Source organism: Enterococcus sp. C63, from assembly GCF_040887215.1.
GTDB classification, from domain to species: Bacteria; Bacillota; Bacilli; order Lactobacillales; family Enterococcaceae; genus Enterococcus_B; species Enterococcus_B hirae.
This window is the reverse complement of the sequence record NZ_JBFOFI010000008.1, coordinates 77,318-91,667: the sequence shown is the minus strand read 5'-3', so window position 1 is coordinate 91,667 and position 14,350 is coordinate 77,318. Positions and strand designations below refer to the sequence as shown.

General features: G+C 35.9%; 12 protein-coding genes. 6 read left to right on the top strand and 6 right to left on the bottom strand.

The genetic code is table 11. The features are described from left to right. Window positions 1–40: 40 nt before the first annotated feature. Window positions 41–4,354 carry a type VII secretion protein EssC gene (essC, locus tag AB3H90_RS11970; protein ID WP_368016780.1) on the top strand — a complete coding sequence of 1,438 codons (4,314 nt, stop codon included), beginning with the start codon at window positions 41–43 and terminating at the stop codon, window positions 4,352–4,354. 347 nt (window positions 4,355–4,701) lie between these two features. Here essC and AB3H90_RS11965 read toward each other — a convergent pair whose 3' ends face one another. Continuing rightward, a complete protein-coding gene (locus tag AB3H90_RS11965) occupies window positions 4,702–5,934 on the bottom strand; it encodes an SWIM zinc finger domain-containing protein (protein ID WP_368016779.1) in 1,233 nt (410 codons plus the stop codon). A gap of 156 nt (window positions 5,935–6,090) precedes the next feature. Continuing rightward, window positions 6,091–6,558 carry an Rrf2 family transcriptional regulator gene (locus AB3H90_RS11960; protein WP_368016778.1) on the bottom strand — a complete coding sequence of 156 codons (468 nt, stop codon included), beginning with the start codon at window positions 6,556–6,558 and terminating at the stop codon, window positions 6,091–6,093. A gap of 127 nt (window positions 6,559–6,685) precedes the next feature. Between AB3H90_RS11960 and AB3H90_RS11955 the strand changes: the two genes are divergently transcribed. Both AB3H90_RS11955 and AB3H90_RS11950 read left to right on the top strand, forming a co-directional pair. After that, a complete protein-coding gene (locus AB3H90_RS11955; protein ID WP_368016777.1) occupies window positions 6,686–7,534 on the top strand; it encodes an SDR family oxidoreductase in 849 nt (282 codons plus the stop codon). Between the two features lie 445 nt (window positions 7,535–7,979). Further along, the gene (locus AB3H90_RS11950) at window positions 7,980–8,420 is read left to right on the top strand and encodes a DUF2798 domain-containing protein (RefSeq protein ID WP_010720646.1); all 441 of its coding nucleotides are present in this window, start codon (window positions 7,980–7,982) and stop codon (window positions 8,418–8,420) included. A 153-nt stretch (window positions 8,421–8,573) separates the two neighbouring features. Here the strand turns inward: AB3H90_RS11950 and AB3H90_RS11945 are convergent, their stop codons facing one another. Further along, on the bottom strand, window positions 8,574–9,089 hold the full coding sequence (locus tag AB3H90_RS11945) for a PadR family transcriptional regulator (RefSeq protein WP_010720645.1): 516 nt from the start codon (window positions 9,087–9,089) through the stop codon (window positions 8,574–8,576). Between the two features lie 112 nt (window positions 9,090–9,201). Between AB3H90_RS11945 and AB3H90_RS11940 the strand changes: the two genes are divergently transcribed. Both AB3H90_RS11940 and AB3H90_RS11935 read left to right on the top strand, forming a co-directional pair. Further along, window positions 9,202–10,416 (top strand): MFS transporter, encoded by a 1,215-nt coding sequence (locus AB3H90_RS11940; protein WP_368016776.1) that lies wholly within the window; start codon window positions 9,202–9,204, stop codon window positions 10,414–10,416. Between the two features lie 261 nt (window positions 10,417–10,677). Further along, complete coding sequence (locus AB3H90_RS11935; protein WP_010737260.1) at window positions 10,678–10,995, top strand: hypothetical protein; 318 nt, start codon at window positions 10,678–10,680, stop codon at window positions 10,993–10,995. An 88-nt stretch (window positions 10,996–11,083) separates the two neighbouring features. Here AB3H90_RS11935 and AB3H90_RS11930 read toward each other — a convergent pair whose 3' ends face one another. The 3 genes from AB3H90_RS11930 to proB all read right to left on the bottom strand — a co-directional run bounded on the left by AB3H90_RS11930 (window position 11,084) and on the right by proB (window position 13,579). After that, window positions 11,084–11,428: a hypothetical protein gene (locus AB3H90_RS11930; protein ID WP_010720642.1), complete on the bottom strand. Its 345-nt coding sequence runs from the start codon at window positions 11,426–11,428 to the stop codon at window positions 11,084–11,086. Between the two features lie 103 nt (window positions 11,429–11,531). Beyond that, the gene (locus AB3H90_RS11925) at window positions 11,532–12,776 is read right to left on the bottom strand and encodes a glutamate-5-semialdehyde dehydrogenase (RefSeq protein ID WP_368016775.1); all 1,245 of its coding nucleotides are present in this window, start codon (window positions 12,774–12,776) and stop codon (window positions 11,532–11,534) included. Continuing rightward, window positions 12,773–13,579 (bottom strand): glutamate 5-kinase, encoded by an 807-nt coding sequence (gene proB / locus AB3H90_RS11920; RefSeq protein ID WP_010720640.1) that lies wholly within the window; start codon window positions 13,577–13,579, stop codon window positions 12,773–12,775. The genes AB3H90_RS11925 and proB overlap by 4 nt, the downstream gene beginning before the upstream one ends. Before the next feature lie 201 nt (window positions 13,580–13,780). Here proB and AB3H90_RS11915 point away from each other — a divergent pair, with 201 nt between their 5' ends. Beyond that, on the top strand, window positions 13,781–14,311 hold the full coding sequence (locus AB3H90_RS11915; RefSeq protein ID WP_053765952.1) for a dUTP diphosphatase: 531 nt from the start codon (window positions 13,781–13,783) through the stop codon (window positions 14,309–14,311). The last annotated feature ends 39 nt before the right edge of the window (window positions 14,312–14,350 follow it).

Here is a 14,350-nt window from a genome sequence, read left to right as displayed (position 1 = left end):
CAGTCTTTCCATCCTTTTTGATCTCTTTTATTTTGGGGAGATGTTTATTCATGAAGTATTTACTCAAAATGATAAAGAGCTGGTGATCGCCGGCAAAAAAATCTGTTATATCAAACAGCATATAAATTTTTCAGACTCTTCGATCAAAGATGATCCGAGGTTTCTGATATTAAAGCATGAAACATTGCAGAGAAAGTGGATCGATCCACCGAAGCAATTGATTGATATTTCATGTGCAACAACCTCTGCCTTGATGATTGAATCAGATGCAATGATTGCGATAGATTATCAGGATAATAACTATCAATTGAGTATATATCCTAGTAAAGCACCCGTTTATTATAACCAGCAACTTGTAACAAAAGGTGTATTTACTTTCCAAGTAGGTGATCAGATCGTAGTGGATCAGTGGATTATCGAAAGGCGGGAAAAGCAGTGGCAGATCATCGGTTTAGGTCAAGCGATCCAATTAAATCCATGGGTACTTTCTGAAGTCCCTTATATACCTGAATATCCTAAGCAATTCCCCTTTTTTAGAAGAAGCCCTAGAATCTATCTGGAAGAGCCAAAAGTACAAGTGGAGGTTCGATTACCGAGACACGAAGCAGCTCAGGAGAAACAATCCTTTTTTAAATTGGTTCTCCCGGCTTTAGGCATATTTATCTTAAGCGGAATGTTTCTGTTTTTTAGCAATCGAAACCTTCTTCTGATACTAGGTATGTATGGACTTAATTTATTGACGTCCAGTATCTCTACTATCAATTATTTATTAAATAAAAAGAAAATAAAACGAAAAAAAAGTGAACAAAAAATAACTATCCAACAATATAGAATCAAAAAAGCTTTTGAATTAAACAGGTTACAGCAAAGACAAAAAGAAGTTTTACAGTACATGTATCCTTCTAATAATCAATTAGCACGAATGACAAAGGAATGTCATCCAAGAATCTATGAACGTCGACCAAAGGATAAAGATTTTTTAACCGTTCGCTTAGGAATAGGCGAACGTCCATCCAGTTTTAAAATTGTTAGTTCTCATTTGGATGAGGATCAATGGAACGATGAAGTTCTATCCGATTTTATTCGTCCTTATCAAAAATTAAAGAACGCACCTATTGCGATTTCGTTAGCAACTCAGTCAGTGGGGCTTGTCGGTCCATCGAATGTTTTGCAGGAAGCTCTTCAATCTTTACTATTTCAAATTTCTGTCTTGCACTCTTACCAAGAGGTTGAGTTTATCACTCTTCTTCAAGAAAAAGAATATGAAAAAACATGGAAAAATTGGCGTTGGTTACCACATCATACGTTGCGATCCTTTCCACTTAAACAAAGAGGGCTCCTATTCAATTTAAAAAATCGAGAGTTGGTTTTGAGTGCATTTTATAAGATCCTTTCTAAAAGGAAGCAACAACTACAACATGCTGATTATCAGAAGATAGCTTTTAAACCAACTTATGTTTTTTCAATTATCACAGAAGAAGGCTTGCGGGAGCATGAAATCAGTGAGTTTTTAACGGAAGAATTAAATCGGTATGGTGTCGTAGTTATTTGGGCGAAGGAATCTATCGATCAGTTGCCTGAAACTGTAACGACGTTAATAGCGTATCAAAGTCAAGATATTGCTATGTTGATCAATCATAAAGAACAACACATTAATCAACCATTTACACCTAATCGTTTACCAACTAGTTATCCACTTGAACAAGCAATTTTTCGCTTAGCTAACTTATTCCATGAAGAAATTGAAAATCAAAATCTGCCAGAAAAAATCAATTTATTAGAGCAATATCAAGTTCAGATTGTTGAGGAGTTAATGATTTCTAAGCGCTGGTTGAACGCAGAGCCAAGTAAGACATTGCGTTCATTAATCGGCTGGCAGAGAAAAAATCAGGGGATCTACTGGGATCTCCATGAACAGGCACATGGACCTCATGCTTTAATTGGTGGCACGACTGGTTCAGGGAAGTCAGAATTTCTGATTACTTATTTACTGGGATTAGCCATCAATTTTTCTCCTGAAGATGTAGGGATTCTAGTGATTGATTGGAAAGGTGGCGGCCTCGCACAAACAGTAAGTAAGTTGCCACATTTTATGGGTGCGATCACTAATTTAGACCGAGTTGGTACGTCCCGTGCATTGATCAGTATCAAAGCGGAGCTGGAAAAGCGACAAAGGTTACTTGCGACCTATGAAGTAAACAACATCAATGAGTATATGCAGTTATACAAACAACGAAAACAAAGGAACGTTTCTGAATACCCTGATCAGCCGCTGCCTCATCTTTTTCTAGTATCCGATGAGTTTGCCGAATTAAAAGTCAATGTGCCAGAATTTTTGGAGGAGCTGACTTCAGTAGCTCGGATTGGTCGTTCACTTGGCGTCCATTTAATTTTAGCTACCCAAAAACCAGCCGGAGTAGTCAACGACCAAATCGAGGCGAATAGTAAAAGTAAAGTGGCATTGAAAATGGCAAGTGTTCAAGACTCAAAGGAACTTTTACAAACAACAGATGCAGCTTATGTGTCAAGACCAGGGAGGGGTTATCTTAAGGTAGGAGAAAATGACGTCTATGAATTGTTCCAAAGTGGTTATACAAAAGCACCCTACGCACCAAACCAATCTCTTGAAGATGAACGGATCGTTGTTGTGAATGAATTTGGTCAAAAGGAAGTCCTATTTGCTCCTACAGAAAAAGATTCGAGGAAAGCAGCGGGCAGTATAGTTACGCAATATGAGGCAGTCAGAAGGTTGATTGTACAAACTTTTCAACAATCAACATTCAGCCAACCATCACAACCTTGGTTACCAGAATTACCAACGTGGTTAGTAATGCCTGTCTTTAAAGGAAATGAACGGAATACATTAAAGGTTCCCATAGGCTTGTTAGATGTACCTCATGAGCAAAAGCAAAGTCATTATTACTATGATTGCGAGAAAAGTAGTCATACCGTTGTATTCGCTAGTTCTGGATATGGAAAATCTACGTTATTACAAACAATTGTTTTAAGTCTTGCAAGACAAAATACTCCAAATCAAGTATGGTTTCATCTAGTTGATTTTGGTACTAATGGCCTTTTACCGTTGAAGAAGTTGCCACATGTCGTTGACATCGTCACTTTAGAAGAAGAAGAAAAAAGACAAAAAATGTTTGTGAGAATCAATCGATCATTGGCGGAGAGAAAACAACTGTTTAAAGAAAAGGGTGCCACAAATCTCTACCAATACCAAGAAAAAACGCGCATCCAATTACCGATCATTTTTATTATATTAGATAGCTACGAGAGTTTGGGGATAGAGGATAAACGAAAAGATTCCATCGATGAAACAATCGTACATTTACTAAGAGATGGTGCAAGTTTAGGGATTTATCTTATTCTATCTGCAAATCGTGTCGGGAGTATTCGCCTAAATATGATGAGTCAATTTGCAACAAAGCTGTTTATGTATTTACATGATGAAAGTGAAATCAAACAAGTGCTGGGAAGAGAAGCGATTGTTGCGTTACCTATTAAAGGAAGAGGTCAAGTGATGCTTGATCGACCAACGATATTACAATTTTATTTACCCACTAATGGTCAAAATGAATCAGAAATATTCGAAAAAATGGCAGAAGAAATAACAAATATAGATCAAGACTGGGTAGGAAAACGTCCTGAAAAAATCCTGATGGTGCCCGAACGGTTAACGCCAAAAATTTTCAGTCAGTTTGTGCGCAATAAAGAAAAAGACTTGGTGTATCTAGGTTTGAATAAGCAAACAGTTGAGGTGGAATCATTTGCATTTTTTCTTGGAAAGCAGCTAGGTTTATTTTTTACTTCCAATGTACAATTGCAGAGGATGTTTTCATGGTGGCTGTCACAAATGATAAATGTGGAAGGAAATGTTATTTTAATCGATGTTTCTGGAACATTGAAGCAAATAAAAAACGAAGTGACTTCGTATTTTAGCTTACATGATGTCGCAAAACGAAGTGAGAAATTTACTCATTTCTGGGATGAACTGTGGTTCACGCCAAAAACGAGAAAAATCGTGGTTCTTAATGGACTGGCTGATTTCGTGGAAGAAATGGGGTTACTCTCGGGAGAAGTAGGCAAGTTATTAAATAGAGGAAATTCGTGTTTTCAATTCATTTTTATTGATCTGTTAGCGAAAACTGGCAATTTTTATGGTGGAATGACTCAAATAGTAAAAGAAAATGTTTCTCAGATCCTTTTTGATGGGAGTCTCCAAACTCAAGGATTTGTTGATGATTTTACATTTACAAGAGAAAATAACCCAAATAATAAAAATAGTTTTTACAGTTTAAAGGATGGAAAGTTGGAAATCATAGTAGTTCCTGTCGAAGAAGAGTGAGGGTAAAAATGATACCGCACTAAAAATAATGTACCCGAACAAGAGGGCACGGGTGCATGGGTTAGCTCCAACAACAGAAGGAAGAATTTTTTGTAATAGCTTCTCAAGTGTTCGAAAATTCATGCGATTTCGAGGAATTAATTCTGGAATGTCTATTTGGCAAGAAGGTATGCTCACCATTTATTCATTTTTACACCTAAAAGAGTCTGGGAAGTCCTTTTTTGTCCCAGACTCTTAACGGTAATTTTTTTGAAAACTTCTTCTTATTATTGAAGTTTAAAGCATTTTATTCTGTCTTTGGCAAAAAACTCAGGATCACTCGTAAATAACGTTGGCATAATAAATAGTTACATTTTTTTTTCGAGTAATTTTAATTCTTGGATCATTGCTTTTTTTCGCGGGTATTTTTCTTTTAATTCTTTGATCAACAATTGAACCGAGATCATGCTGTTTGGTAAAGTAGCCATTTCTTCAATATATCTCACCAGTTTATGATAATGATTCCGAGTAGTCATAGTATGGGCTATTTTCCGCAATTCATATTCATATTTCTGTAATAGTGCTTCGGGAGTCTGTTTTTTTAAAATATTGAAATAACGATTAGCTTCTTTGATTCCAGAGGTCTCTAACACACGATTCAATAATAGATCATAGCATTTTTCCTGTGAATAAAGTAAGCCAATGTCTTGATGATTATGTAATTCTTGGAACAAACGGTTTCGCAACGATATCCATTCGTCTTTTGAACAAGTTTTTTTCAATTGGTGAACTAGATTCATATCTAATGCATCATTCTCAATCAATAACTTAAAAACTTGATTTATGTATGCTTCTTTTTTTCCTAATTTATAATAGAGTTTTTTTAGAGAATAACGATGAAGTTGAACGAGATCAGGAGATTGACGATCCAAAAGCAGACTCTCCTGTAATACTTTTTCTGCTTCTTTGTATATTCTGTTTTTAAGTAAGTAATTAACATATTGTGTCCTGATAGTAGGGGAGTGCCAGTTTTCTTGGATAGTATGTTTAATTTTTTGCTTGGAATAGTTTAAGTACTCCATTTGTTTAACAGATAAAATTTGTTTCTTTTTTTTCAATCCTCTTTTTTTGTCTGCGGGTTCTTTCTTCAACGAGGAAGCAGATTGTTTCTCATAGTATGCTTGATATTTATTGATATCAAAAGAAGCATCTGAATAAATATATTGTTGAAAACGTTTTGCTAAGTGGTCATTTTCCTTTAAAATCATCTTTAAAAAAGGACGGATTTGTGAATCTTCCGCGTAGGAAACCAAATATGCGCTGTTATTTGCATCTTTCTTTTGTAAGTATTTATTGTATTCGAATAAAACGGCTACTAAATGGGGACAATGATCGTTCGATAAGCAGGGGCAGCTACAAACCATTTTTTCTAAATAAAAGTGGTCAACGAGGTCAATGATTGCATGATAGTTTTCATTACTAGTAATGTTGGCAGTAATCTGTTTTTGCTTAACCTTAAAGTTTTTTACCTGTTCCCCAATAAAATAGGAGTATCCTAAATCTATTGTAGTTTCTAAAAAATATTCTTTCCAGTTGTTCACCTAATCTCCTCCTTTATATTAATTCTTACTTAATAAGTTTAACGGATAAATGAATGAAAAACAGTATTTTTTTGTTGATACGTAAGTTATTTAATTTTAATATAAATGGCTATTTTTAGGTATATTTTTTATAGTAAAATAATTAACAATTGTTGTTTAAAGAAATTTTTTTATTCTTTCGTGATTGTGAGGGCGTTTTTCAATTTCTAATACAGCAATTTTGTGTAGCAAAGAGTCTAACGTGATATGTGACATTTCTTCCTCTACTTTTGCTTGGAGTTGGGTATAGCTTGCCGTCAATGTTTCTTGAATATTCGCACCAACGATACAATTTGGGTTTGTTTTCGGATCCACTTGAATGAGATTAGTATTTCCTTCAATACTTTTATAAATATCTAAAAGTGAAATTTTTTCAGGAGAACGAGCTAAAGAAGGTGCAGCTTTTCCGACTTTCGTAATAATCAAATTCGCTTTTTTTAGTCGGCTCATGATTTTACGGACATTAGCTGCACTGGTTTCAATACTTTTCGCAATCATCTCACTAGATAACATATCGCTATCTTGAAAAATTGCTATGTAGGCTAAGATGTGGATCGCATCGCTCAATTGTAAAGAATATTTCATACTATCCCATTCCTTTCGACGTTTATTCTTGACTTATTTTAACATACTCTTTAAGATAATGTTGTAACTTAAAAATGTACAGGTTTTATTTAAAAAATTTATCAATGTGAAAAAAGGAGTGGTTAGAATGAATTATCTCATTACTGGAGCAACTGGTGGTTTTGGTAACTATGCTATGGAGTACTTAAAACAGCTCGTTCCTCAGGAAAATATCTATGTGTTGGCGCGGGATGAAGAAAAGGGGAAAACACTTGAAGAAAAGGGTTGGAATGTCCGTTTCGGAGATTATGCTGATTATTCTTCTATGAAAAATGCCTTACAGGGAATTGATCGCTTGTTGTTTGTGTCTGGTGCACCTGGTAATCGGCAAGCTGAGCATGAAAATGTTGTGAAGGCCGCAAAAGCAACTGGTGTTTCTTACATTGCTTATACTAGTTTTGCTGATGCCGATCACTCGACCAGTATTCTAGCGCCAGATCATCAGTTTACAGAGAAAGTAATTGCTGATTCTGGAATCGCACATACTTTTTTACGTAATAATTGGTACTTAGAAAATGAATGGCCACTCATTGAACTTGCCTTAAAGAATGGGCGCTTTATTTATTCAGCAGGTGAAGGTAAAACTGGCTGGGCATTAAAACGAGAATATGCCGAAGTTGCAGCAAAAGCACTAGCGAACTTGAACTTTCCAGAAGTTCTTGAATTATCGGGTAAACCGATTACGTATAAAGAACTAGCTAAAGAATTAAAAGAAGTGACAGGCAAACCTATTGATATCGTGGCTACCAATGACCATGAGTTCATCAAAAATTTAGAGGAGGATGGTTATCCTGAATCTGCTGCACAAATGTTTGCAGCTATTCAAAAAGATATCAAGAATAATCAACTCGATGTTTCCTCAAAAGATTTTGAACAAGCTTTGGGACATCCACTTGTCTCTTTAAAAGATGGACTAGAAGAACTGTTGAATCAATAGTTGTAAAAAGCGGTTGAGACAACGTTATTAATTTTATGAAACAAGGGTAAATTCTCGCAAGTGACAAGAAGTATAAAAATAAGGTTTTTACGGTTGACACTTACCTGCTTACTGTTTCTTATTGAGTTTATTGCTGAAAGTTTAGTCAGTGAAAACCGTGAACAAAAGGTCGTGAAGCATCGTTTAGCTCTGATAACCATAAGAAAGATTTTTTGGAACCAGTTTTTTGGTTTTGAAAAATTCGGACTTATTTCAAAGAGTAGCTGGTTGAACACTGTTTATTCGTTTTCACACCTATTTAAAGAGTCTGGGATCAGGCTCTTTTTTTTGCATTTAAGTGATAAGTAGAAGATTGACTTTTTTGAATGTAATAAAAAAAACACTTACGAGAAAATGAGAAATATGCTACGATACTTTTCGTGACAAATTTAAAGGAGTGGTATAGTTGCCTACAAACAAAAAAGAAGGAATTATTTTTACATCACTAATGTGTTTTCTCATGGTCTTAGGAATGAGTGTGTATAATCTCTGGCTTCATGGGGATTTATATTTTTCAAATCTATTGATTGGTTTAGTTCCAGGATTCATCGTGGCTTTTATTCTAGATGTCTTTATTGTTGGTGTGATTGCGAAAAAAATAGCTTTCAAGTTGCCAGTAAATTCAGAAAGTAAATTTCAAATGATCGTAACGATTTCTTGTCTGATGGTCCTAGGAATGGTTACCTGTATGTCGTTGTTTGGTGTTGTGATTGAGCAGGGAATACCTGACCAATTACTTTCAGCGTACCTTACTGCATGGAAAATGAATGTGATTGTTGCATTGCCTTTGCAATTACTAATCGTAGGTCCCATCTCTCGATTGGTATTAAGCACGATCCAAAACTAAAAAGATCTTTTAGATTATAAAAAAAGAGGATGCGACTTGTTTAGCATCAAGAGATAAAAGAACTTGCCTAAAATTGCGTATACGCTTATTAGGAAGTTTCGTTTATTTTTTGAATGAGCTACTTCAGTCACATGCTCTTTTTTTTAAGAACAATTAATCAAAAAATGTTTGCATCATTTCACGAACCTGTGTACACCATTGTAGTTCTTGCTGGCAAAGTAAAATTCTTCGTTGAATAACGACATAGCGTCCAAATTCTTCTTTTTTATTTACTGAAAGATCTGCTAGTTTTGCTTGGTTTTTTTGCATGATTTTGTTTAATTGTTGTTCTCTTGTAAATAAAAGACCCGTCGCTGTTGTTTTATCTAAGGTAGAAAAAGCGTACAGTTTGGCTAAAAATTCATCTTTTTGAGTAGGAGCAGGGGTCTCTTCTTTGATCCATTCTTCTACGATCGCTTTTCCTTCATTGGTGAGGGTATAAATTTTTTTCTGCGAATGTTCTTCGATTTCCAGGACAGAAATATAACCTTTCTGGTCTAATTTAGCCAGTGTCGTGTAAATCTGACTGTGGTGAGCTTCCCAGAAAATGGTGATTAATTGTTTTAGTTCATAACCGGAACGAGGTTTAGACAAAAGAACGCATAATAAGATATAGGCTAAAGTATTCATACGATACCTCCTGACTGATTTTCTCTTATTATAGCATATTTTTTATTTTTGTTTTTACATGTGCATATTGACATGTAAAATAAATTATGTATGATGCTAGATAGAGAAAGGAATGGGGAATTTGGAGAATCAAATAGAAATCAAAGAAGAACTAACAGAGAAAGGACAGGAACAAAGTAAAGGAAAGAATTCAGCGTTAGTAGTCGCTGCGACTTGTATGTTTGCATTTATGGGAGTCGGCTTAGTAGATCCCATTTTAAAAACGATTGCTGCTCAATTAGATGCAACACCTGCCCAAACGACATTATTATTTACGAGCTACATGTTGGTAACGGGAGTAGTGATGTTGTTTACAGGTTTTTTATCGAGTCGAATTGGTTTGAAAAAAACATTGATGGCAGGTTTGGTCATTATTGTTGTATTTGCTGGCTTAGGTGGATTATCCAATGATATTGGTACATTGATCGGATTGCGTGCTGGTTGGGGTGTAGGGAATGCTTTATTTGTTTCAACAGCACTTGCGACTATTGTAAGTATTTTAGTGGGGAACACTGAAAAAGCTATTATGATGTATGAAGCAGCACTAGGCTGTGGGATGGCTGTTGGACCATTAGTTGGCGGCATACTAGGAAGTGGCTCGTGGCGGTATCCTTTTTATGGAGTAGCTACGTTGATGTTTATTGGCTTTTTAGCATTGGCGATTCTTCTTCCAGAGGCTGGAAAACCACAAAGAAAGGTTGGTTTTTGGGAAGGGGTCAAGGCATTAAGTAATCACAAATTGCGTTCAATTGGTCTGATTGCCTTATTATATAATTTTGGTTTCTTTACGTTGCTTGCCTATGCACCATTCTTATTAGTGGGGTATAGTGAGTTAGAGGTCGGTTTTGTTTTCTTTGGTTGGGGCGTTTTATTAGCAATTGCTTCGATTTTTGTCGCACCAGTACTAGAACAAAAATTCACTACTTACCGAACGATTTTAGCAGCGTTTGTTTTCTTTATTATTTGTTTGGCGTTACTAGGTGCCGGTTCAACTATCCAAATTTTAGTGCCAATCAGCATTGTACTTTCAGGTTTTTTCCAAGGGATCATCAATACATTATTGACAACGATTGCTATGGAGATACCAGGTTTACCAAGAAATGTGGCTTCTTCAAGTTATAGCTTTGTTCGTTTCTTTGGTGGGGCATTAGCGCCATTTATTGCAGGGATCATTGGCGAAAAACTAGGTGAAAGTTATGTTTTTTATTTTGCTGCAATCATTGTCGTAATTAGTGTCTTTTGTATTATTCATCATCAAAATTATTTTGTAACAGATGAAGATCAATAAAAATGAGGTTTTGAAAGAAAGAATAAAAACCGAAAAAAATAGTTAATGATGAATCAATAAAACCTTGAATTTCACATACTGTGTTTCAAGGTTTTTTTTTGTTATTTGTGACGTTCGATCTACAGTTCTGGTAACTGGTATCGTGAGAGGGTTTATTTTTAACATGTGTTTCAACGAAAAAGGTCAATGAATACACTGTTTTTGTCATAAATCATGTTATGATGAGAATAAGACACAGCCAGTAAAAAGTGAGGAAAAGCGATGATTGAAGAATATTTCAAAGAAGTAGGTATCACGTTGGTTGAACTTCCCATCGAGTTGGTGGATGATCGACCCGTTTATGGTGGTTATCTAAAAGAGCTGCCTGTAATCAATGCGACAGGAGAATCTCGAAAAATCATGCACCAGAAACTAGCGAGTATGTATCAAGCCTATCGTGAACAACTACTTACAGATATGGAAATAGAAAAAGAAAAAACAATGAATCTGTCGACAGAAGAATTGTTAAGATATTATGATGGTGAGACATTCGATGGGTTTGCCATTTTTTCTAACGATAATGAAGATCATCTTGGCTAAAATAAGCTATTATCGACTTAAAGTTACGCTTAATGCGTTTCTTTTAGTCGATAATAGCTTATTTCAATCATTGTAGTTATGAGGCATTCTAGTTAAAGCGCTTGGGTAAGTTGTTTTTGTTTAATTGATATTTGAAAGACAAATGGAAAATCCCGGCAATCAATAAAGTGATCGTATAAGCAATCGAATGGTGGAACGCTAGATTGTAATTGATCACAGCTAAAATGCCTAAAGCGAGCATATAACTAACATGTAGCCTTTGAACAATGCCTTTAGGACCGATTTTTTGAAGATAAACTTGCCATTTTTCCTGAGTGGGATTAAAATTTCTTTTTTTTATTTGGAAAAAAGTGGCTAAAATCATCACTCCTATAAAGGCAGCGATGTTTAAAGAAATCAAGTATACTAAAAATATCGTGAAAATTTCGAACATAAAAGTAACCTTTCTAACTAAAAAACTTTTCAAGAATCAAAAAATAAAGAAAAATTTTGTCATATTTTTATTGTGAAGACTAAAATGTTTCGTGTGAAACATTTTAGCGGATTTGACCTTCGCCGTAAATGATATATTTCGTAGAGGTCAGTTCATTCAATCCCATCGGACCTCGAGCATGTAATTTCTGAGTAGAAATACCGATTTCAGCACCAAAACCAAAAACAGCTCCGTCAGTAAAACGAGTTGAGGCATTCACATAAACCGCAGCGGCGTCCACTTCGTTCAAGAAACGTTGGCTTGCTTGGTAACTATCCGTAACGATGGCTTCAGAATGTTTTGTATTGTGGCGATTGATATGGTCGATCGCTTCATCTAAAGAATCAACGACTTTCACAGCCAGAATATAGTCTAGATATTCCGTATCCCAATCAGCTTTTTCTGCAAGGGTTGCAGTTTCTAAATATTCCATGGCACGCGTATCTGCACGTAGAGAAACCCCATATTCTACTAATGCTTTTTCAATAACAGGTAAAAAGAAAGGGGCGATCTCTGAATGAATCAACAATGTTTCTGCAGCATTACAAACAGATGGACGAGAAGCTTTTGCATTGACGATGATATTCGTTGCCATGGTCAACTGAGCATCTTTATCGATATAAATATGGTTGTTACCAGTGCCAGTCTCAATGATTGGGACTTTGGCTTGTTCCTTCACTCTTCTGATCAAATTTGCGCCGCCTCGAGGAATCAACACATCTAAGTACTCTGTTAATTTCATTAATTCAGCAGCCGTTTCATGAGATGTATCGTCCACAAATTGAACAGCGTAAGGAGACAGGCCAGCATCAGTTAACGTTTGTTGCAGAAGCTTCACTAATAATTGATTGGAAAAGAAAGCTTCCTTTCCGCCTCTAAGAATAACGGCATTTCCTGATTTAAAAGCCAAGCTGGCTGCATCAGTCGTCACATTCGGTCTAGATTCATAAATGATTCCGATGACACCAAGTGGGACACGTTTTTTTCCAATCAGTAACCCATCAGCATTCTTCCACATTTGTTCTACTTTTCCAATTGGATCCTCTAATGAAGCGATTTTACTGATTTCTTCAGCCATATCATGGATACGCTCAGGCGTTAAGCGTAAGCGGTCAAGCATCGTTTCGCTCATCTGATTTTCGGTTGCTTGCTCTAAATCTTTCTGATTGGCTTCAAGTATCGCTCCTTGATTTTTTTTGAGCATCAATGCCATCTGTTTGAGAAGGTCATTTTTCTGTTCTGTACTCATCAAAGCAAGAGTTTGGGCGCTTTGTTTTGCATTTTTTCCAAGTTGATTTAAATCAGTCATACGTGTTCCTCCTTAAATAAGGTTCCAAGTTCTTTGCCGGCTAAAAGATCGAAGATAATGGTAGGATTTTTTCCGTTTGCCAGGATCATTGTACTGTTGGCTTCAAAAATACGTAATGCTGCTTGTAACTTACTAGACATTCCTCCTGTTCCAAAGGTGCTGCCAGCACCACCCGCTTGTGCCATTAAACACTCGTCAATGACCGAAACGGTTTGATACATCTTTGCGTCTGGATTTTTTGAAGGATCGGCGGAATAAAATCCGTCAATATCAGATAAAACAATTAATAAATCTGCTGTGATCAATTTTGTAACGATCGCAGATAGTTGATCATTATCACCAAATTTCGTTGTATGTTCAAGTTCATCGACTGCTACAGTATCATTTTCATTAACGATCGGGATGGTTCCCATTGCTAATAACTGTTCAAGTGTGTTGATCACATTGACTCTACTTTGAGGGAAATCGATCACATCCCGAGTAACGAGGATCTGAGCTGTTTGCTGATTGTAAACACTGAAACGTTGATTATAAATGTTCATCAATTCTGCCTGCCCGATCGCAGCGATTGCTTGTTGTTCCGGGATCGTTGTGGGGCGTGTAGCTTGATTCATTTTGTGCATCCCGACACCAACAGCGCCGGATGAAACTAATACGACTTCTTTCCCTTGATTCCGAAGATCAGACAAGACAAAGGCAAGCTGATCAATCGCAGCGAGGTTGATGTTTCCATTGGGATAGATTAAAGTACTCGTTCCCACTTTAATAACAATTCGTTTGGCTTTTGTAACTTCTTTTCGCATGTGACACCTCTAACTAAATACACGTTTTGATTTCGTTCTATTCTACTTGTTTTACACCATAAAGTCATGTACAAAATTTATTTTTTTATGACAGCAGTATTTTATTCATCTTAACATAAATTAATGAAGAATTTTTTAAGTCGTCCTTTTGGTATCATGAATATGGTAAAATAAATATAGTCTATTTTGGGAGGAAATTCGGTGAGAAAAAGAGGATTTGAAGTTATTTCAACATATGCACAACAAAAGATACAATTACCTCAACGAGCAACTCATCATGCTGCTGGATATGATTTTGAAGCGGCAGAAGATATTGTTATTCCAAGTATTTGGAAAGCTGGATTAAAACAAGGGATAACAGCTCTTTCAGAGGTATTGAAAAATGAAGAAACAACAGTCGACGAGAAAACATTAAAACCAGTTCTTGTTCCTACTGGGATCAAAGCCTATATGGGAGAAGATGAATTTTTACAGTTAGCCAATCGTTCAAGTAATCCGTTGAAGCGTTTTTTAGTTTTAAGTAACGGAGTAGGTGTCATTGATAGTGATTACTATAATAATGATGCAAATGAAGGGCATATCATGTTCCAATTTACTAATTTTGGTTTGAAGGATGTTGTCATCAAAAAAGGTGAGCGAATTGGACAAGGAATTTTCTTGCCATTCTTAAAAGCAGATCAAGACCAAACAGAACAGGCCCGTAAAGGTGGCTTTGGTTCATCAGATGTATAACCATTCAAGGTTTATTTAATTCAAAAATAATTATTTAAA